The sequence below is a fragment of the Nonomuraea sp. NPDC059194 genome, assembly GCF_042754765.1.
GTDB lineage: Bacteria > Actinomycetota > Actinomycetes > Streptosporangiales > Streptosporangiaceae > Nonomuraea.
In genome coordinates this window covers 60,238-77,859 of record NZ_JBHZBH010000005.1, presented here as the reverse complement: position 1 = coordinate 77,859, position 17,622 = coordinate 60,238, and the positions used below count along the sequence as shown (strand labels likewise).

The window sequence follows — 17,622 nt, the reverse complement described above, 5'->3', positions numbered from 1 at the left end:
ACCTCGGGGGCGGGCAGGGCCGGGGCCTCGGGACCTCGGGACCTCGGGGCCGACGGAGCCGGGGCCTCCGGCGGGGAGGGCCGGGGCCTCCATCGGGGAGGGGCCGCGGTCGTGGGAGGAATTCCGCGGCTCCCGTAGTGGATTGATCGGTATACATCTTTCGTCAGGTTTCGTCGGGAAGTAGGTTGATCATGGGTAAGCACGTCGTCGTCGGCGCGGGTCAGGTCGGTCCGCACGTCGCTCGCAAGCTGATCGCGCAGGGCCACGAGGTCGTGGTCGTCACTCGTTCGGGCAGCGGCCCCGAGGGCGCCACGAAGGTCGCGGCCGACGTGGCCGACAGCGCGCGGCTGGCCGAGATCGCCAAGGGCGCCGAGGCCATCTACAACTGCGTCAACCCGCCGTACCACCGCTGGCTCACCGACTGGCCGCCGATGGCCGCCTCGTTCCTGGCGGCGGCCGAGTCGAGCGGGGCCGTGCTGGCCACGCTCGGCAACCTCTACCCCTACGGTCCCGTTCGCGGGCCGATGACCGAGGACCTGCCGCTGGCGTCCGCCAACCCGAAGGCACGGGTCAGAGCGGCGATGTGGGCCGACCTGCGCGCCGCGCACGAGGCGGGCCGGATCAGGGCCACCGAGGTGCGCGGCTCCGACTACTTCGGCCCAGGCAGCACGGATCAGTCCTACCTGGGGGACAGGTTCGTCAAGCCGCTCAGGGCGGGCAGGACGATCCAGCTCCCGTGGCCCGCGGACGTGCCGCACAGCTGGACCTACCTGCCGGACGTCGCCGACGCGCTCGTCGTCGCGGCGACCGACGAGCGGGCGTGGGGCAGGGCATGGCACGTGCCGACGAGCGAGCCCCGGACGTTCAGGGAGATGGGCGAGCGGATGGCGGCGATCCTGGGCCGGCCCGCGCCCAGGATGAGCACGCTGCCGTGGCCTGTCGTGCGGGTGGCGGGACTGTTCAACTCGATGATCGGCGAGCTGCGCCACGTCCGGTACCAGTTCGTCGCGCCGTACGAGCTCGACTCGTCGGCCTTCACCGGCACCTTCGGGGTCAAGCCCACCCCGCTCGACGACGCCCTGCGCACTACGCTCGGTGCATGAAGATTGCCCTGATCGGCCTCGGTGACATCGCGGAGAAGGCCTACCTGCCCGTCCTGTCCGCCCAGCCCGACCTCGACCTGCACCTGTGCACGCGCAACGAGCGGACGCTGCACCGGCTCGGAGACGCGCACCGCGTGGCCGGGCGGTCCACGTCGGTCGAGGAGGTGATCAAGGCCGGGGTCGACGCGGCGTTCGTCCACGCGGCCACCGAGGCCCACCCGGCGATCGTCGAGCCGCTGCTCAGGGCGGGGGTGCACGTCTACGTCGACAAACCCGTCGCCTACACCCTCGACGAGACCCGCCATCTCGTACGGCTGGCCGCCGACGAGCGCGTCTCCCTCATGGTGGGCTTCAACCGGCGCCACGCCCCCGGATATGCGGGAATGCTCGACCTGTCCCGCCACCTGGTGCTGATGCAGAAGAACCGCCCGGCCATGCCGGACACGCCGCGCAGGGCGGTGTTCGACGACTTCATCCACGTGGTCGACACGTTGCGCTTCCTCGCGCCAGGACCGGTGACCGAGACGCGGATCCGCACCAGGATGCGCGACGGCCTGGTCGAACATCTGGTGCTGGAGCTGGCGGGTGACGGGTTCATGGCCCACGGCGTCATGAACAGGGTCGGCGCGGCCTCGGAGGAGAGCTTGGAGGTGCTGGGCGAGGGCGTGAAGCGGCGGGTGGTCAACCTGGGCGACATCATCGACTACGGCCCGGCGGGGGAGACGCTGGTGCGGCGGCCTGACTGGGTGCCGGTGTCGAGGCAGCGGGGGATCGAGCAGGTGACCATGGCGTTCGTGGACGCGGTGCGGGCCGGGCGGGTGCTCGGGGCGCAGGACGCGCTGGTCACGCACGAGATCTGCGAGGAGATCGTCGCCGCCTGCGAACGAGAGACGGCCCTCGTCTCCTGACAGCCGGTGAAGGAACTCGGGCTCACCTCTCCCGAACGCCCGCAGGCCCTCCAGCGCGCCGCTGGCCCCTCGGCGCGCCGCTGGGCCTTGCGAGCCCGGGACTGCGAGCGCGCACCGGGCAGCCGTGAGGCGGGGGAGCGGGGCCCGACCCAAGGGGTCAGCAGGCGGGGTCGGGGCGGGTCAGGGGGCGTAGGTTCGGGGGCGCATGGCGCGGTCGGCGGCGGCGAGGAGCTTGCCGAACGGCCTCGGGGTCAGCCGCGTCATCACCGTGAACCCGGCCGGGTCCCGCAGCGGACTGGACGACGAGACCACTCCGGCCACCGTCCTGCCGTACACCGCGGGTCCGCCGCTGGCGCCCGGGGCGGCGTGGCAGTTGCGGGTGACGAGCACCCCAGGCCCGGCGGCGCCGCCCTCAATGGTGTCGCCGACGCAGCGGTACATGTCGGTGCCCGAGTAGGGGCCGCCGATCGGGTAGCCGAGCAGCTCCAGGCGCGGCGTCGAGCCGCCCTTGCGGGTGAGGTACGGCCGCAGCCCCGGCCCCGTGACCTCCTCCAACTGCCGCCCGCCGCGGGCCACGCCGACGAGGCCGACGTCGTAGGGCAGCTGGGCGGTGGAGTACGGCCTGGCGCGCCACCGCTTGGGCACCCACACCCGTACGGCGGGCCAGACGCCGAGCTTTTTGTCATCGCCGTTGTAGGCGGGCAGGAAGGCGACCCGGTCGTAGCGGTGGCCGTCGCCGTACAGGCAGTGGGCGGCGGTCAGCACCAGGCTGCGGCTGCGCGACCTGAGGACGACCGCCCCGCAGACGAGGTCGGTGCGGGTGACGGGGTCGTGGCTCACCAGCATCCCGGCCAGTTGGTGCGGCCCCTGGTACGGCCGGGCGACCGGCGCGTAGCCGAGCCGGTCGCCGCGCGGGGTGAGAACCCGGCGGTTCGGCACCGAAAGCCGCGAAGCCCTAGAAAGGCCCGGGTGGGAGGAGGCACCGCTCCAGCCGACTGTGTCCCGCACACCCCCGTCGTCCCGTACACCCCCGTCGTCCCGCACACCCCCGTCGGCGGGAGCCGCTCCCGCCGACAGGAGCAGCCCCGCCGCCATTACGAGCCTGAGCACCCGTCCCCCCAAGAAGTGATCTTGCGAAGACTATCGGGCGCTGTAGCGTTTTGCCAGGTCGCGCCGCGTGGCGTGGGCCGCGCCGTACACCTCGGGGGGTTTGAGTACCGCCTTGGGGACGTTGGCGACCATTGTGTAGTTGGTGGCGCAGACGTTACCGACGGGTGCTTCGCCCGCCTCTGGTGCGGGCCCGCGACCCTGAATCAGAGCCAGTAGTTGTCGTGGCGCAGGAAGAACTCGGCCTTCTCCTCGTCGCTCATGTTCGCCACGTCGAGCAGGCCCTCGAAGTAGCCCTCACGCGGCGCGCCGGGAGAGAAGTGCAGCAGCATGGAGGCGGGTTCACCCGACTCGTTGCGGAAACCGTGCACACCGCCCGCGGGGACGTGGACCCAGTCGCCCGGCTTGGTGTCGAGCCAGCGGTCCCCGTTGTAGATCTTGATAGAGCCTTCGAGGATGAAGAAGGACTCGGTGATCGTCTTGTGGAAGTGCGGTCCTGGCCCTGACGGCGTCGGGCCCATGTTCCAGCGGTAGAGACCGAACAGGCCACCGGTGGAGGCGCCGGTGGCCAGGTAGTCGACGGTGTTGCCGGTCGGGTAGACCAGTTCGGGCTCGGAGCCCGCGGGACGGTAGACGGCGCTGTTCTCGCCCTTGTCCTCGAAATAGATCGGATCGGGATATGTCATAGGGCGCATCCTATGGACAGGGGCGGCACGAGCCTGCGCCCGCGCCGCCCCCGCGCGCCTCAGGGGTAGAGACCGCGCATCTGGTGGGCGTCGGCGACCCTGCCCACGCCGATCACGTGGGCCGCCTGGCGCAGGGTGATCCCGCGCTCCGCCGCCACCGACCTGACCTCGGCGAAGGCGCCTTCCATCAGGTCGCGCAGCCTGACCTCGACCTCGTTGGCGCTCCAGGAGTAGGCCTGCATGTTCTGCACCCACTCCAGGTACGACACGATCACCCCGCCCGCGTTGGCCAGGATGTCGGGGACGATCGTCGTGCCGTTCGCGGCGAGGATCTCGTCCGCCTCGGGCGTGGTCGGCCCGTTGGCGCCCTCGACGATGAGCCGCGCCTTCACCCTGGGCGCGTTCTCCGCGGTGATCGCACCCTCCAGGGCCGCGGGGACCAGCACGTCCACATCCAGTTCGAGCAGCTCCGCGTGCGCCATCGCGTCACCGTGGCGGTAACCGGCGACGCTGCCGGTCTCCACCACCCACGCGCGCAGGTCGGCCACGTCGAACCCGGAGGAGTTGTGGATCGCGCCGGTGACGTCGGAGACCGCGACGACCTTCGCGCCCGCGTCGGACAGGTACTGCGCGGCCAGCGCGCCCACCTTGCCGAAGCCCTGCACGGCCACCGTCACACCCTCGGGCGAGCGGCCGAGCGCGGACAGCGTGGCGATCTGCACACCCCTGGAGGTCGCTCCGGTACGGCCGAGCGAGCCGCCCAGCGTCATCGGCTTGCCGGTCACGACGCCCGGCACCGAGTACCCGGCGTTGACGCTGTAGGTGTCCATGATCCAGGCCATGGTCTGCTCGTCGGTGCCGACGTCGGGCGCGGGGATGTCCTTCTCGGGCCCGATGAGCGGCAGGATCTCGTTGACGTAGCGGCGGGTCAGCCGCTCGAGCTCCCTGGTGGTGAGCACGGCCGGGTCCACGGAGACGCCGCCCTTGGCACCGCCGTACGGGATGCCCACCAGCGCGCACTTCCACGTCATCCACATGGCCAGCGCCGTGACCTCGTGGATGTCGGTGGCGGGGTGGAAGCGGATACCGCCCTTGGCGGGGCCGCGCGAGACGTTGTGCTGGACACGGAAGCCCTGCACGACGTCCATCCTGCCGTCCTCGCGGCGGACGGGCACGGAGACGGTCAGCGAGCGGCGCGGCGTGGCCAGCATCGCGCGCAGGCCGTCGTCGAGGCCGAGCTGCTCGGCCGCCTGGTCGAGTTGGTGGAGAGCGGAGTCGAGGGCTTGTCGCCCGGGTGTGATCAGGGCCGGCGTCCTTGACGGCACCATGACGGTCATGGAAGAAATTCCTCCTGTTATGTACGCCCAACAGTGGGAAAAGCGCCATTGCTCAACCCCTGGGCGGTTCTGTGTGATCAGCGTAACCCGCGGCTGATCCTCATGGTGAAGAATCCAAGCCGGAGATCCACCTCTGGGGAACGTGCCACTCTGGCAGTCTTGAAAGTGGAACCACGCCGAAACGTCACATCGAGGGAACGAATGCCTGATCTGGTCGTCGGTCCAATGCTCCGCTACGTCGACTCCACCCGGGCCTCCATCTGGGTGGAGACCGACCAGCCCGGCGTGGTCACGGTGTGCGGGCGGTGGGACACGCCCACCTTCTCCGTGCACGGCCACCACTACGCGATCGTCGATCTGGAGGGCTTCGAGGGTGAGTACACCGTCGAGGTGGACGGCGAGCAGGTCTGGCCGATCGACCGGCCCAGCCGCATCAGGCTGATGCCGCCTGAGGGGCCCTCGCGGGTGATGTTCGGCTCGTGCCGTACCAGCGTGCCCCACGACGCCCTGCACAACGCGACGCACGGTGTGGACGTGCTGCGCACCTACGCCGCGAGCGACAGGCCGCTGCCCGACCTGCTGCTGATGATCGGCGACCAGGTCTACGCCGACAAGCCCTCGCCGCCGATGCAGGAGTTCATCTCCGCGCGCAGGAAGCCGGGCGAGCAGCCCGCCCAGGAGATCGCCGACTTCGAGGAGTACGCCGAGCTCTACCGGCTCGCCTGGACCGACCCCGACATTCGGTGGCTGCTGTCGACCGTGCCCACCGCCATGATCTTCGACGACCACGACCTGCGCGACGACTGGAACACCTCCAAGGACTGGCGAATCAAGATGGCGCGCACGCCCTGGTGGCCGCGGCGCGTGATCGCGGGACTCGGCAGCTACTGGATCTACCAGCACCTGGGCAACCTGTCGCCGGACGAGCGCGCCGACGACCCGCTGCTGCTCGCGTTGAAGCGTGGCGAGGGCTCCGAGGCGCTCGACGACTTCGCCGCGCGGGCCGACGCCGAGCCGAGCAGCAACAGGTGGAGCTACGCCCGCGACCTCGGGCACTCCCGGCTGGTCGTCGTCGACACCAGGTGCGCGCGCCAGCTGACCCCCGGCGACCGCAGGATGCTCGACCCCGGCGAGTGGGAGTGGCTGGAGGAGCAGATCGCGCAGACGAGCGGGCGGCTGATCATCGGCTCGTCTGTCCCGTTCCTGCTGCCGGAGGGCGTCCACCTCGTGCAGAACTGGAACGAGGCGCTGTGCGACGGCAAGTGGGGAAAGACCGTCGCCCGGATGTCGGAGGTGTTCAGGCAGGGCTTCGACCTGGAGCACTGGGGCGCCTTCCGCAGTTCGTTCGACGACCTGGCGCGGCTGCTGGTCAAGCTGCGCAAGCCGGTGCTGATCCTGTCCGGCGACGTGCACTACTCCTACCTGGCGCAGGCCCCGGGGCCGATCTACCAGATCGTCTGCTCGCCCATCCGCAACCCGCTGAGCAAGGCCCTGCGCCTGGCCAACATCTTCACCCAGTTCGGCGTCGCCACGCTGATCGGCAGCGGGCTCGCCTCGCTCGCCCGCATCCCGCGCCCGCCGTTCCGATGGAAGGTGACCAAGGGCCCGCTGTTCCAGAACGCGCTGGCGTCGCTGGAGTTCGGCGATCGGGTGACCGTGGTGTGGCATGGCGAGTCGCTGGAACCGCTAGAAACGGTGCATGACCTTTGACGCGTATGCCGTAGCCGTTCCCTTCTACGACCTGTGGCATGACGACGGCCACGTGCCCGACGTGCGGGAGAAACTGCCCCCGCTCGTCAGCGGCTCCGTGCTGGAGATCGGCGCGGGCACCGGCACCGGCGAAAACACCGTCATCGGCGAGGACGTCGTCGAAAGTGCCACCCATCGGCCCTCGGCGGCGACCCTGCGCGCCGAGCTGACCGAGGCGGGCTTCGTGCGCGAGGAGGCGCCAGAGGGACTGCTGTCATGGAGGCTGGCGAAGTAGGTGGAACCGGACTCCGGGCTGCGGCCAAGTACTGGTTGACCGCAGAAAGGAATCCCTCCCGTGGTGATGGCGCAGGCGTTGGACGACGCGACGCTGGTCGGGCAGTCAGTGAGCGAACCTGAGTTGTTCGCCACCCTGTTCGACCGGCACGCCGACGAGATCTTCAGGTACGCCGCGCGGCGGCTCGGCCCCGAACTGGCCGAGGACGCCGTGGGCGAGGTGTTTCTGGCCGCCTTCCGCGGCCGGGCGCGTTACGACCGTTCGCGACCCGACGCCAGGCCATGGCTGTACGGCATCGCGACCAACGTCGTGGCGCAGCACCGCAGGGCCGAGCGCCGCCGTACCCAGGCCATGGCGCGCCTGGCGCCCGACCGCCCTGGATCCTTCGACGAACGCAGCGCCGACAGGGTCACCGCGGAGCAACTTCAGCCCAGGCTCGCCAAGGCGCTCACCCGCCTGTCGGCGGCCGAACGGGACCTGCTGCTGCTGGTGGCGTGGGCGGATCTGACCTACGAGGATGTGGCGCTCGCACTCGACATCCCCGTGGGCACCGTCCGCTCCCGCCTGCACCGGCTCAGGACGAAGGTGCGCAGGGCCCTCGGCGGCACCGATCCCTTCCAGGAGGAGCCCGAGCATGGATGACGAGATCAGGATCTTCGCCGAGGGGCGGCCGGCCGTCCCTCCGTACCCGCAGGAGGCGCGGGAGGCCGCCCGCCGCCGCCTGGTGCAGGAGGCCACGGCCAGACGCGGCTTCCGCTTTCCCCGCCTCGGCTGGCAGGCGGCGGGAGCCTTCGGGCTGACCGTCGCGCTGGTCGGGGGAGTGGCCTTCACGCTCTCCTCCACCTCGGGGGGCGGCACGGTGGCCCGCCCCGCCGCGGCGGTGACGGTGGGGATGGGCGAGGAGCTCACGCCGAAGCCGGGGCAGTTCGTGCTGGTGGAGTCGGAGACGATGTACCGCGCCTCCACCATGGGCGAGAAGGAGAGCCGCTACCTCTACCGGACCAAGCGGCAGCTGTGGCGCTCGGCCGACGCCGGCGCGGGCGGCCTGCTGTCGATCGAGACGCTGGAGCCCAAGCCGTTCCCCGGCTGGCCGTTGCCGGAGGAGGCCAAGGACAGGGAGGGCACGGAGTGGATGCGGCTGGCCAGCTGCCCTGACCGGCTGGGCGCCTTCCGCAACGACTACGCCTTCCTGGCGACGCTGCCGACCGACGCGGACGGCATGCGCGCCTTTCTCGACAAGCGGGCCAATGGGACCAACTCCGATGCCTTCGTCGCCCTGGGCGACCTGATCAGGGAGACGTACGTGCCGCGGGCGCAGCGGGAGGCGCTGTTCACCGCCGCCAAGGCGCTGCCCGGCGTGGAGGTGGCCGAAGGCGTGGAGGACGGCGCCGGCCGCAAGGGGACCGCGGTGGGCCGCAAGGCGAAGGACGGCCTGCTGGAGCAGCTCATCTTCGACCCCGCGACGTTCAGGCTCCTGGGCGAGCGCGGGACCGTCGTCGACGAGAAGGCCGCGGGGGCTCCCGTCGGCTCGGTGCTCGCGCTGACCGCCGAGACGAGCGCCTCCGTCGTGGACACGCTGCCGGCGGAGGCCGCCGGTGCGGGGCACGACAGCAGCTGCGACGCCTCCGTCGAGCCGCCCGAGACGGTGGCCCCGACGCCCATTCCGTCCGACGTCGAGACGGTGACGCCGACGCCCATCCCGTCGACCGACCAGACGGTGATCGTGACGCCGGTGCCGAAGGGGAAGGTACCGGCCGACGGGCCCACCGTGTCAGCCGAGCCGTCGGTCGAGCCGACGTCCACGCCCGCGCGGCCGACGGAGGCTCCCGCCCCCACCGTGACGGTCACGGTGCGGCCCGACCGCTGACACCGGGTGGTACGGCCCGCGCTCTTGGGCGCGGGCCGTACCAAGGGAACTACCGGAACGAGGCGATCGCGTCGGCCAGCTGGTCGACGGCGTGCAGCAGATCCTCCTCGGAGATCACGATCGGCGGGGCCAGCCTGACCGTGGAGCCGTGGGTGTCCTTGGCCAGCACGCCGCGATCCATCAGCGCCTTGGACACCGCGCGTCCCGTCGCCAGCGAAGGGTCGATGTCGACACCGGCCCACAGACCACGCCCGCGCACCGTCACCACCCCGTTGCCGATCAGCTCGCCCAAGCGGGTGTGCATGAGCTCGCCGAGCCTGGCCGCCCTCTCCTGGTACTCACCCGTGTTGAGCATCTCGATCACCGCGTTGGCGACCGCGCAGGCCAGCGGGTTGCCGCCGAACGTCGAGCCGTGCTGGCCCGGCTTGATCACGCCGAGCACGTCCTGGTCGGCCGCGATGGCCGAGACCGGGACCACGCCGCCGCCGAGGGCCTTGCCCAGCACGTAGATGTCGGGCACGACGCCCTCGTGCTCACAGGCGAAGGTCTTGCCGGTACGGCCGAGCCCCGACTGGATCTCGTCGGCGATCATCAGCACGTTGTGCTCGGTGCACAGCTCGCGAATCTGGGTCAGGTACCCGTCCGGCGGCACCAGCACGCCCGCCTCGCCCTGGATCGGCTCCACCAGCACGGCCACCGTGTGGGCGTCGATCGCCTCGCGGACCGCCTCGGCCGAGCCGTACTTGACGATCTTGAAGCCGGGCGTGTAGGGGCCGAAGTCCGCATGCGCGTCAGGGTCGGTGGAGAAGCTGACGATCGTGGTGGTGCGGCCGTGGAAGTTGTCCTCCATCACGATGATGTTGGCCTGGTCGCGCGCCACGCCCTTGACCAGGTAGCCCCACTTGCGGGCGACCTTGATCGCGGTCTCGACCGCCTCCGCGCCGGTGTTCATCGGCAGGACCATGTCCTTGCCCGTCAGGTCGCCGAGTCCCTGGCAGAACGCGGCGAACTGGTCGTGGTAGAACGCCCGGCTGGTCAGCGTGAGGTTCTTGAGCTGCTCCTGCGCCGCCTCGATGATCTTCGGGTTGCCGTGGCCGAAGTTCAGGCTCGAGTAGCCGGACAGGAAGTCCAGGTAACGCCTGCCCTCGACGTCGGTCACCCAGGCGCCGTGCGCCTCGTGGATCACGACGGGCAGCGGGTGGTAGTTGTGCGCGCTGCGGCGCTCGCTTACGTCGATGTGTTCCGAGCTCTTGCTCATGGTTAGATTTCCCCCCTGATTTCCAGTGTGCAGCACTTGGGACCCCCGCCTGCCTTGCGGAGCTCGTCGAGCTCGACGGGGATGACCTCGTATCCGCGCCGCTTGAGGTCCAGCTGGAGGTCGTGCGCCTCCGCGTTGATCACGATGTGCCTGCCGTCGCTGACGGCGTTCAGGCCGAGCACCTCGGCGTCGTCGGTGCCCGCGATCACGGCGTCGGGGAACATCCTGCGCAGGACGCTCCTGCTCCCCTCGGAGAACGCTCCGGGGTAGTAGGCGATATTCCGCCCGTGCAGCGGGAACAGCGCCGTGTCGAGGTGGTAGAAGCGCGGGTCCACCAGTTGGAGCGAGACGACCGGCCGGCCGAGGAACTCCTGCGCCTCGTTGTGCGCCTCACGCGAGGTGCGGAAGCCGGTGCCGGCCAGGATCACCTCGTCCATCGCCAGGAAGTCGCCCTCGCCCTCGTTGACGTGGACGGGCTCGTGCGTCGGATAGCCGCGCTCGGCGAACCAGCGCAGATAGGCGGGGCCCTCCGCGGCCCGCTCGGGAAAGGCGAAGCGCGCGCCGTACACCCTGCCACCGGCCACCAGGGCGCCGTTGGCGGCGAAGACCATATCGGGCAGGCCCTCGACCGGGTCGATCAGGCTGACCTGGTGGCCCAGCTCCTCGTAGGCGGCCTTCAACCCCTCCCACTGCCTGACCGCCACGTCACGGTCGGCGCCCGCGCCGGGATCCATCCACGGATTGATCGCATACTCCACGGCGAAGAAATCAGGACGGCACATCAGATAGTGCTTGCGCATGCTGCGGCTCCAACTCGTCGGAGGGGGACGGCAGTAGCCTAGGAACAGCGTTTACGCAGGCCAAGCGCCCGATATTGCGTGTTGGGGCGGTTCTGTTGCGTCTTGGGGCACTGCGGCCCCGATCCGTTGCGCCTCGTCCACCAGCCGCGACAGGACGATCGAACTCTTGGTCCGCACGACGAACGGCTCGGCCGCGATCCGCTCGATGACCCGCTCCACATGACGCACGTCGGTGGCCCTGATGTGCAGCAGCGCGTCGGCCTCACCGGTGATCGTGCAGGCGGAGACCACCTCGGGATGCCGGGCGATGGCCAGGCCGATCGCGGCGGGCGAGGTCTTGCCCTGGCAGAACAGCTCCACGTAGGCCTCGGTGGTCCAGCCGAGGGCCTGCGGGGCGATCCGGGCGCTGAACCCGGTGATCGCCCCCGCGTCCCGCAACCGGTCGACGCGGCGCTTCACCGCCGACGCCGACAGGCCGATGCGCTGTCCGATTTGTGCATATGTCGCTCGGGCGTCGTCGACGAGCGCCCCGATGATGTCCCGATCCAGCCGATCCAGTTCCACGCCCCCTGTATACAGGCTGTCCTGTACGGCAAGCCGCTCCGGTCGGCGCCGCGGAGAGCCGGTCGTCGCGCACCGGGTGATAGAGGATGAACGACCCGGCGAACGGGGACCAGAGCCCGTGGCCCAGCCGCTCGGCCATCGCCAACACGATCCCGTCGATGTACCCGAGCGGCCCCGACGCCAGCTTCCTGCAGAGCTCCACGGCCCCAGTAGCCTGCCCTCCCATTCGGCGAGCAGCCGCACGCAGCGGTCGAAGTCGCGATCCCGGTCGTTGAAGCTGGCGATCAGCGGACCGGAGTCGCACAGGAGATCGCTCACGCGCTGCGTCGCACGGAGTCGATTGCCTCCATGACCTCCCGGTTGCGCCGGGCCTCCGCCATGATCTCCCGGTACCGCGCCGCGAGATCAGGCTCCTCGATGCTGGCTCGCCCACCCACGGAAAGCGGCGACGAAGCGCTTCCAGGTCGATGGGCTGCCATGACCACCACTGTAGACGAGGGCCCCCGACGTCGGTTCGATGACTGCTTGGTCATGAATCGTGACTCTATGGTGGTGACATGCGAAGGGCCCGTGCCGTTCAGCACGGGCCCATGACAGACGGCGTCAGGCCTTTTCGGCCTCGCCGGTCGCCTGCTCCAGCGCCTCCTCGGGCGAGGCCTCCAGGTCCTGCTCGGCGTCTGCGCCGGCCTGCGCCGACGCCTTGTCCAGCCGTACCCAGCTCGTCACGCTCTCCACCGCGAACAGCACGAGCAGATAGCCGGTCAGCACGTACAGCACAGGAGCCAGGATGCCCAGCGCGGCGCCGGCCGCGATGATCAGCAGGCGGACCTCCCAGCCGAGCCCGGCCATGAACACCCAGGTGGGCGGCCAGATGCTCTGCCTGGTGCGGTAGACCGTGTCGTAGGTGTGGTAGCCGACCACGTACAGCAGCACGAACAGCAGCCACTTGGGCGCGTCGTAGGCCAGGCCGATCAGGATGACGATCAGGAACTCGGTGCCCCGCAGCAGCGGCGGCACGAGCCAGTCCAAGCGGCCGAGGTGGTCGCGGGCCCCGGTGGGGAGCACGAGCACGATCATGACGGCCACCGAGATCAGCGGCGACAGGCCGGCGACGGCCACGCCGATGGTCGCCAGGAGCGCGACGAGCAGCATGGCGACCGGCGGGAGGCCCTTGCCCAGGCGCGGGGCGAGGGCGTGGACCAGCGGGCCGTCGTCGCGGTAGGCGAGCAGCCTGGCGGTCTGGATGCGGCGCCGTTCCTCGTCGGGGTCGGGAGCGGCGGTGGCGGTGGCCTGCGGCTGAGTGATCATGCGAGGGACCTCATGACGCGTCCGGTGACGGTGTAGGCGGCGGCGACGCTTCCCCAGATCAGCAGGGTGATGAAGGTGACCCGGGCGTCGAAGAGGGCGGCGGTGATCGCGATGGCCGCGAACCGCTCGCCGATGGGGAACACGACCATCTTGCGCGCCCAGTAGACGAAGCGGAACTTGCCCGCCTTCGTCCACATCTTGAGCAGGCCGCGGACACCGGAGCTGCGCTCGGCCTTGCGGTGTTCGAGCGCCTTGCGCAGGCCGCGGTCGTCGGGCGCGGTCAGCGGGGTGGTGGGCAGCGGGGCCGGCGGCTTGCGCCGGTTGGCCGCGCCGAAGGAGAAGTCGAGCAGGTGCTTGACCGACTGGAGGGCGAGGGCGGCCAGCGCCAGGATCCAGATGTCGTCGCTGTGGCCCGCCACGACGTAGCCGACGGCCAGCCCCGCGAAGACGACGTACTCCTTGAACCGGTCGAAGGTCGCGTCGAGCCACGCGCCGAGCACGCCGAACTGGCGGGCGTAGCGGGCGACCTGCCCGTCGACGCAGTCGAAGACGAACGCGAAGTAGATCAGCACGCCGCCGGCGACCATGCCGAGCCGCTCGCCGGTGGCGAAGCACACTGCCGCGGCCACGCCGAGGAAGATGGAGATCAGCGTCACCTGGTTGGGCGTCAGCCCGCGCCGCGCCGCCCAGCGGGCGATGAAGCGGGAGTAGGTGCTGACGAAGTACGTGGTGAAGAAGCCGTCGGCGCCCTTGACCGCGTTGTTGAGCCTGGCGCGGTCCTCGTCCATGCCGTGCATCTCGGTGGCGGCCTCGTTGGCCTCCGCCTGGGTGGTGATGCGTCGGTAGAACAGGTCGCGGCGGCCGCGGATGCCGACGGAGACGCCCTTGCGGACCAGCCCGAAGACGATCAGCTGGACCAGGTCGTCCTCGGGGCCGAACAGGTGGGCCAGGTCGGCGAGCTCGCGGCAGGTCTCGGCGAGCACGGGCGCGTTGCGGGCGCTGAGGTGGAGCGGCCCGAGCAGGATCGCGTTGGGCCTGGTGACGGCGTGGTGGGCGGTGCCTACCGAGATGACGCGCGACTTGCCGACACGGGTGCGGACCATGAGCCCTTCGAGGCTGTTGCCGCCGATCTCGGGCTGGGCCTCCTCGATGGGGACGTCGTAGGCGATCCGCTCGCCGTTCTCGTCTTCTGCTCGCGGCTCCTTGGCCACGAGCGCGATGGCGCCGCGCTTGGCCTTGGTGATCTGGTAGATCAGCTCGTCGTGGATGACCGAGTTGGTGGGCAGGAGGAGGAGGCTCTCCTGCGCCGACTCGGCGATCTCGGCGACGGCGCGCAGAGCGGTGGCCAGATCGGTGCGCTCGATCAGAGCCGGCCGCGGATCGAGCGAGAGCGCCTGATCGCGCAGTCGCTCGCCGATGGTGGGCGAGCCGGGCAGAGCGGCCAGCCTGAGGCCGGTCGCGGCGGTGTCGGGGCCGGGCGAAGAGCCCAGCAGGACCACGCGGGTCATGTCACCCTTTCGAGGCAGTTGCGGGGGGTCGAACAACAGGTAAACCAGGGGCAGGCGTCAAAGTCTAGTGAGACTCTGGTAAAGCCGGTCCACCCGAAGGTCGCCCTAGACTGGACCGGTGAGTCTCTACCGTGACGAGGGCGTCGTTCTGCGTACCCAGAAGCTGGGTGAGGCCGACAGGATCGTCACCCTCCTCACCAAGCGCACGGGCAAGGTGCGCGGCGTCGCCAAGGGCGTGCGCCGCACCACCTCCAGGTTTGGCGCGCGCCTCGAGCCTTTCACACATGTCGATCTCCAGTTGCACGTGGGTCGAACCCTGGATGTGATCACCCAGGCGGAGACCATTCATCCGTACGGCGAGGCGCTGGCCCACGACTATCCCCGCTACACGGCGGGCAGCGCGATGCTGGAGACCGCCGACCGGCTGACCCAGGGCGAGAAGGAGCCGGCGCTGCGGCAGTTCCTGTTGCTGGTGGGCGGGCTGCGCACGCTGGCCGACGGCAGCCACGAGCCCAGGCTGGTGCTCGACGCCTACTTCCTCCGCTCGCTCGCGGTCGCGGGTTACGCGCCCGCGCTGCAGGAGTGCGCCAGATGCAGGGCCGAGCAGGTGCGGGCGTTCGCCATCGTGGCGGGCGGCGCGGTGTGCGGGTCGTGCCGTCCCGCGGGCGCCGCCGTACCCGCTGGAGAGACCCTCGCCCTGATGACGGCGCTGTTGCGCGGCGACTGGGGGGTGGCAGACGCCTCGCAGTCGCGCCACCGCACGGAGTGCAGCGGGCTGGTCGCCGCCTACCTGCAGTGGCACCTCGAACACGGGATTCGCTCTCTCCGCCACGTAGAAAGGGAGTCAGCACGGTGAACGTCCGTCCCCCAGCCCCGCACCCCTCGGGCGCGGTGCCCCCGCCCATCCCGCGCGACCTGGTGCCCAGGCACGTCGCGATCGTCATGGACGGCAACGGCCGCTGGGCCAAGCAGCGCGGCCTGCCGAGGACGGAGGGGCACAAGGCGGGCGAGGCGTCGCTGTTCGACGTCATCGAGGGCGCGCTGGAGCTGGGCGTCCCCTACCTGAGCGCCTACGCCTTCTCCACGGAGAACTGGAAGCGCTCGCCCGACGAGGTCCGCTTCCTCATGGGCTTCAACCGCGACGTGATCCGCCGCCGCCGCGACGAGCTCCACGCGATGGGCGTGCGGGTGCGCTGGGCGGGCCGGCCGGGGCGGCTGTGGAAGAGCGTCATCTCCGAGTTGCAGGACGCCGAGGAGATGACCAGGCACAACCGCAAGCTCACCCTGCAGTTCTGCGTCAACTACGGCGGTCAGGCCGAGATCGTCGACGCCGCGGTCAGGCTGGCGCACGACATCGCGGCGGGCAAGGTCAAGCCGGGCAAGGTGACCGAGAAGGTGTTCGCCCGCTACCTCGACGAGCCCGACATCCCCGAGGTCGACCTGTTCGTCCGCTCCTCGGGCGAGCAGCGCTTCTCCAACTTCCTGCTGTGGCAGTCGGCCTACGCCGAGATGGTCTTCCTCAACCGGCTCTGGCCCGACTTCGACCGGCGAGACCTGTGGGAGGCGTGCGAGATCTTCGCCAAGCGCGACCGGCGGTACGGCGGGGCGGTCCCCAACCAGGTATGAGGCCGCAGGGGCCGGGTCAGCCCTTGCGGGCGCGGGCTCTGCGCTTGCCCTCGTGCATGGCCTGCACCCGGGCCACCGGGATGGTGTGCCCCTCCTCGACGAGGTCGGCGGGCAACCCCTGGGGCTCCGGCATGAGGTCGGCCCACGGATCTCCGTCGCCGGCCAGTTCGACGGCGGTGCGGATGGTGAAGTCGGCGGGCGCGACCCGGTCGAGGTCGTCCCACGCCACGGGGAACGACACGGTCGCGCCGGGGCGCACGCGCGGGCTGTAGGCGGCCACGACCGTCGCGCCGCCCGCCCTGGTCGAGTCGAGGAACACCTTGCCCTCGCGGTCCTCCCTGATGAAGGCCGTGGTGGCGAGGGCCGGATCGAGGCGCTCGGCCCGCGCGGCCAGGGCCCGGGTGGCGGCGGCGACGTCCGCCATCGCCAGGCCCTTGCGGAGCGGGACGAAGACGTGCAGCCCCTTCGCGCCGCTGGTCTTGACGGCGCCCGCCAGGCCCGCGTCGTCCAGCGCCCGGCGGATCAGCCCCGCGGCGCGCACCACCATGGGGAAGTCGTCTGCGGCGGGCGGGTCGAGGTCGAGCACGAGGTGTGTGGGATGCTCCCAGTCGCTCGCGTGCACCAGCGTCGGGTGGTACTCCACCGCCCGTTGGTTGGCGAACCACAGCAAGGTCCTGCGGTCGTCGCACAGCGCGTAGGAGACCTCCCTGCGCGAGGTCTCCGCCCACATCGTGACGGTGCGGATCCAGGTGGGCGCGTAGGACGGGACGTTCTTCTGCATGAACGGCGCCTGGCCCGCCCGTACCCTGACCACCGACAGCGGCCGTTCCCCCAGCGCGGGCAGGATGCGCTCGCGCATGGCGTCGAGGTAGTCGACCAGGTCTCGCTTGGTCACGCCCGCGTCGTCGAACAGCGGCTGGTCGAGATTGGTCAGCGAGACTGTGTCTCTGACCTCGTCGGTGGTCACCGCACCATCATGCCCGGCGCCGCGCCCGGTAAGCGGCGACATGCATGCGATTGCCGCACGTACGGCTGTCGCAGTAGACGCGCGACCTGTTGCGCGACTCGTCCACGAACACGTGGTCGCAGTCGGGCGCCGAGCAGGTGCGCAGCCGCTCCCACTCGCCCTCGACCAGCAGGTGCGCCAGCGCGATCCCGCAGTCGGCGGCCAGGTGCTCGGCCAGCGAGGCGTCGGGCGCGAAGTAGTGCATGTGGACCGGGTGCCCGTCGTGCTCGGTCAGCCGCGGGGTGATGCGCGTGTCGGTGAGCAGCGTGTTGAGCAGCCGCAGCGCGGTGGCCTGGTCGGAGGCGGTGAAGACCCGGTGCAGGTCCTCGCGCAGCAGCCTGACCTCTCCCAGGTCGCGTGGGGTGAGGGTCTGGATGCCGCTGACCTGGCGCACCCTGACGAACTCGGCGAGGTCGTCGAGATCGCTCAGCCCTTCGTCGCCTCCGGCCGACGGTGAGGTGTTCACCAGGTCGACCGCGGTCGCGAGCGAATACACCATGTCATGGCCGAACGGCATGTCAGCTCCTGTCGTGCCCTACTCCGGCGTGGGGGCACAGCGT

18 protein-coding genes are annotated in these 17,622 nt (G+C 70.5%); 8 read left to right on the top strand and 10 right to left on the bottom strand.

Going from position 1 to position 17,622, the window contains the following annotated elements; genetic code table 11:
* Positions 1-191 precede the first annotated feature (191 nt).
* Together ACFXJ8_RS09340 and ACFXJ8_RS09335 are read left to right on the top strand one after the other, a co-directional pair.
* A complete protein-coding gene (locus ACFXJ8_RS09340; RefSeq protein ID WP_379643345.1) occupies positions 192-1,103 on the top strand; it encodes an NAD-dependent epimerase/dehydratase family protein in 912 nt (303 codons plus the stop codon).
* Positions 1,100-2,011 carry a Gfo/Idh/MocA family protein gene (locus ACFXJ8_RS09335; protein ID WP_379643344.1) on the top strand — a complete coding sequence of 304 codons (912 nt, stop codon included), beginning with the start codon at positions 1,100-1,102 and terminating at the stop codon, positions 2,009-2,011. The genes ACFXJ8_RS09340 and ACFXJ8_RS09335 overlap by 4 nt, the downstream gene beginning before the upstream one ends.
* Positions 2,012-2,191: 180 nt before the next feature.
* Here the strand turns inward: ACFXJ8_RS09335 and ACFXJ8_RS09330 are convergent, their stop codons facing one another.
* The 3 genes from ACFXJ8_RS09330 to ACFXJ8_RS09320 form a co-directional block, all read right to left on the bottom strand.
* Positions 2,192-2,950 carry a trypsin-like serine peptidase gene (locus tag ACFXJ8_RS09330; protein WP_379643343.1) on the bottom strand — a complete coding sequence of 253 codons (759 nt, stop codon included), beginning with the start codon at positions 2,948-2,950 and terminating at the stop codon, positions 2,192-2,194.
* Positions 2,951-3,324: 374 nt separating this feature from the next.
* Positions 3,325-3,804 (bottom strand): cupin domain-containing protein, encoded by a 480-nt coding sequence (locus tag ACFXJ8_RS09325; RefSeq protein ID WP_379643342.1) that lies wholly within the window; start codon positions 3,802-3,804, stop codon positions 3,325-3,327.
* Positions 3,805-3,863: 59 nt separating this feature from the next.
* Positions 3,864-5,141: a Glu/Leu/Phe/Val dehydrogenase gene (locus tag ACFXJ8_RS09320; protein ID WP_379643341.1), complete on the bottom strand. Its 1,278-nt coding sequence runs from the start codon at positions 5,139-5,141 to the stop codon at positions 3,864-3,866.
* A gap of 201 nt (positions 5,142-5,342) precedes the next feature.
* Here ACFXJ8_RS09320 and ACFXJ8_RS09315 point away from each other — a divergent pair, with 201 nt between their 5' ends.
* The 4 genes from ACFXJ8_RS09315 to ACFXJ8_RS09300 all read left to right on the top strand — a co-directional run bounded on the left by ACFXJ8_RS09315 (position 5,343) and on the right by ACFXJ8_RS09300 (position 8,992).
* Positions 5,343-6,851: an alkaline phosphatase D family protein gene (locus ACFXJ8_RS09315; RefSeq protein ID WP_379643340.1), complete on the top strand. Its 1,509-nt coding sequence runs from the start codon at positions 5,343-5,345 to the stop codon at positions 6,849-6,851.
* Entirely contained in the window at positions 6,841-7,125 is a 285-nt protein-coding gene (locus ACFXJ8_RS09310) for a hypothetical protein (RefSeq protein ID WP_379643339.1), read from the top strand. Before ACFXJ8_RS09315 ends, ACFXJ8_RS09310 begins: the two co-directional genes overlap by 11 nt.
* A gap of 66 nt (positions 7,126-7,191) precedes the next feature.
* A complete protein-coding gene (locus ACFXJ8_RS09305) occupies positions 7,192-7,767 on the top strand; it encodes an RNA polymerase sigma factor (RefSeq protein WP_379643549.1) in 576 nt (191 codons plus the stop codon).
* Complete coding sequence (locus ACFXJ8_RS09300) at positions 7,760-8,992, top strand: CU044_5270 family protein (protein ID WP_379643338.1); 1,233 nt, start codon at positions 7,760-7,762, stop codon at positions 8,990-8,992. The genes ACFXJ8_RS09305 and ACFXJ8_RS09300 overlap by 8 nt, the downstream gene beginning before the upstream one ends.
* A gap of 49 nt (positions 8,993-9,041) precedes the next feature.
* Here ACFXJ8_RS09300 and rocD read toward each other — a convergent pair whose 3' ends face one another.
* The 5 genes from rocD to ACFXJ8_RS09275 all read right to left on the bottom strand — a co-directional run bounded on the left by rocD (position 9,042) and on the right by ACFXJ8_RS09275 (position 14,430).
* Positions 9,042-10,250 (bottom strand): ornithine--oxo-acid transaminase, encoded by a 1,209-nt coding sequence (gene rocD / locus ACFXJ8_RS09295; RefSeq protein WP_379643337.1) that lies wholly within the window; start codon positions 10,248-10,250, stop codon positions 9,042-9,044.
* Between the two features lie 2 nt (positions 10,251-10,252).
* Positions 10,253-11,050 (bottom strand): dimethylargininase, encoded by a 798-nt coding sequence (ddaH, locus tag ACFXJ8_RS09290; RefSeq protein ID WP_379643336.1) that lies wholly within the window; start codon positions 11,048-11,050, stop codon positions 10,253-10,255.
* A gap of 51 nt (positions 11,051-11,101) precedes the next feature.
* On the bottom strand, positions 11,102-11,614 hold the full coding sequence (locus ACFXJ8_RS09285; RefSeq protein ID WP_379643335.1) for an Lrp/AsnC family transcriptional regulator: 513 nt from the start codon (positions 11,612-11,614) through the stop codon (positions 11,102-11,104).
* A gap of 603 nt (positions 11,615-12,217) precedes the next feature.
* On the bottom strand, positions 12,218-12,922 hold the full coding sequence (locus ACFXJ8_RS09280) for a DUF5941 domain-containing protein (protein WP_379643334.1): 705 nt from the start codon (positions 12,920-12,922) through the stop codon (positions 12,218-12,220).
* A complete protein-coding gene (locus tag ACFXJ8_RS09275; RefSeq protein ID WP_379643333.1) occupies positions 12,919-14,430 on the bottom strand; it encodes a CDP-alcohol phosphatidyltransferase family protein in 1,512 nt (503 codons plus the stop codon). The genes ACFXJ8_RS09280 and ACFXJ8_RS09275 overlap by 4 nt, the downstream gene beginning before the upstream one ends.
* Before the next feature lie 118 nt (positions 14,431-14,548).
* Between ACFXJ8_RS09275 and recO the strand changes: the two genes are divergently transcribed.
* Both recO and ACFXJ8_RS09265 read left to right on the top strand, forming a co-directional pair.
* Positions 14,549-15,286: a DNA repair protein RecO gene (gene recO, locus ACFXJ8_RS09270; protein WP_379643332.1), complete on the top strand. Its 738-nt coding sequence runs from the start codon at positions 14,549-14,551 to the stop codon at positions 15,284-15,286.
* The gene (locus ACFXJ8_RS09265; protein WP_379643331.1) at positions 15,283-16,056 is read left to right on the top strand and encodes an isoprenyl transferase; all 774 of its coding nucleotides are present in this window, start codon (positions 15,283-15,285) and stop codon (positions 16,054-16,056) included. The genes recO and ACFXJ8_RS09265 overlap by 4 nt, the downstream gene beginning before the upstream one ends.
* A gap of 16 nt (positions 16,057-16,072) precedes the next feature.
* On the opposite strand, the gene ligD is transcribed toward ACFXJ8_RS09265, so the two are convergent.
* Together ligD and ACFXJ8_RS09255 are read right to left on the bottom strand one after the other, a co-directional pair.
* Complete coding sequence (gene ligD / locus ACFXJ8_RS09260) at positions 16,073-17,023, bottom strand: non-homologous end-joining DNA ligase (protein WP_379643330.1); 951 nt, start codon at positions 17,021-17,023, stop codon at positions 16,073-16,075.
* 7 nt (positions 17,024-17,030) lie between these two features.
* On the bottom strand, positions 17,031-17,579 hold the full coding sequence (locus tag ACFXJ8_RS09255) for a CGNR zinc finger domain-containing protein (protein ID WP_379643329.1): 549 nt from the start codon (positions 17,577-17,579) through the stop codon (positions 17,031-17,033).
* Positions 17,580-17,622: the final 43 nt, after the last annotated feature.

Bases quoted from the DNA above. Each gene is read 5' to 3' on its own strand.
- ACFXJ8_RS09340 (WP_379643345.1), top strand. From the start codon at position 192: ATGGGTAAGCACGTCGTCGTCGGCGCGGGTCAGGTCGGTCCGCACGTC.
- ACFXJ8_RS09335 (WP_379643344.1), top strand. From the start codon at position 1,100: ATGAAGATTGCCCTGATCGGCCTCGGTGACATCGCGGAGAAGGCCTAC.
- ACFXJ8_RS09325 (WP_379643342.1), bottom strand. From the start codon at position 3,804: ATGACATATCCCGATCCGATCTATTTCGAGGACAAGGGCGAGAACAGC.
- ACFXJ8_RS09320 (WP_379643341.1), bottom strand. From the start codon at position 5,141: ATGACCGTCATGGTGCCGTCAAGGACGCCGGCCCTGATCACACCCGGG.
- ACFXJ8_RS09315 (WP_379643340.1), top strand. From the start codon at position 5,343: ATGCCTGATCTGGTCGTCGGTCCAATGCTCCGCTACGTCGACTCCACC.
- ACFXJ8_RS09310 (WP_379643339.1), top strand. From the start codon at position 6,841: ATGACCTTTGACGCGTATGCCGTAGCCGTTCCCTTCTACGACCTGTGG.
- ACFXJ8_RS09305 (WP_379643549.1), top strand. From the start codon at position 7,192: ATGGCGCAGGCGTTGGACGACGCGACGCTGGTCGGGCAGTCAGTGAGC.
- ACFXJ8_RS09300 (WP_379643338.1), top strand. From the start codon at position 7,760: ATGGATGACGAGATCAGGATCTTCGCCGAGGGGCGGCCGGCCGTCCCT.
- rocD (WP_379643337.1), bottom strand. From the start codon at position 10,250: ATGAGCAAGAGCTCGGAACACATCGACGTAAGCGAGCGCCGCAGCGCG.
- ddaH (WP_379643336.1), bottom strand. From the start codon at position 11,050: ATGCGCAAGCACTATCTGATGTGCCGTCCTGATTTCTTCGCCGTGGAG.
- ACFXJ8_RS09280 (WP_379643334.1), bottom strand. From the start codon at position 12,922: ATGATCACTCAGCCGCAGGCCACCGCCACCGCCGCTCCCGACCCCGAC.
- ACFXJ8_RS09275 (WP_379643333.1), bottom strand. From the start codon at position 14,430: ATGACCCGCGTGGTCCTGCTGGGCTCTTCGCCCGGCCCCGACACCGCC.
- ACFXJ8_RS09255 (WP_379643329.1), bottom strand. From the start codon at position 17,579: ATGCCGTTCGGCCATGACATGGTGTATTCGCTCGCGACCGCGGTCGAC.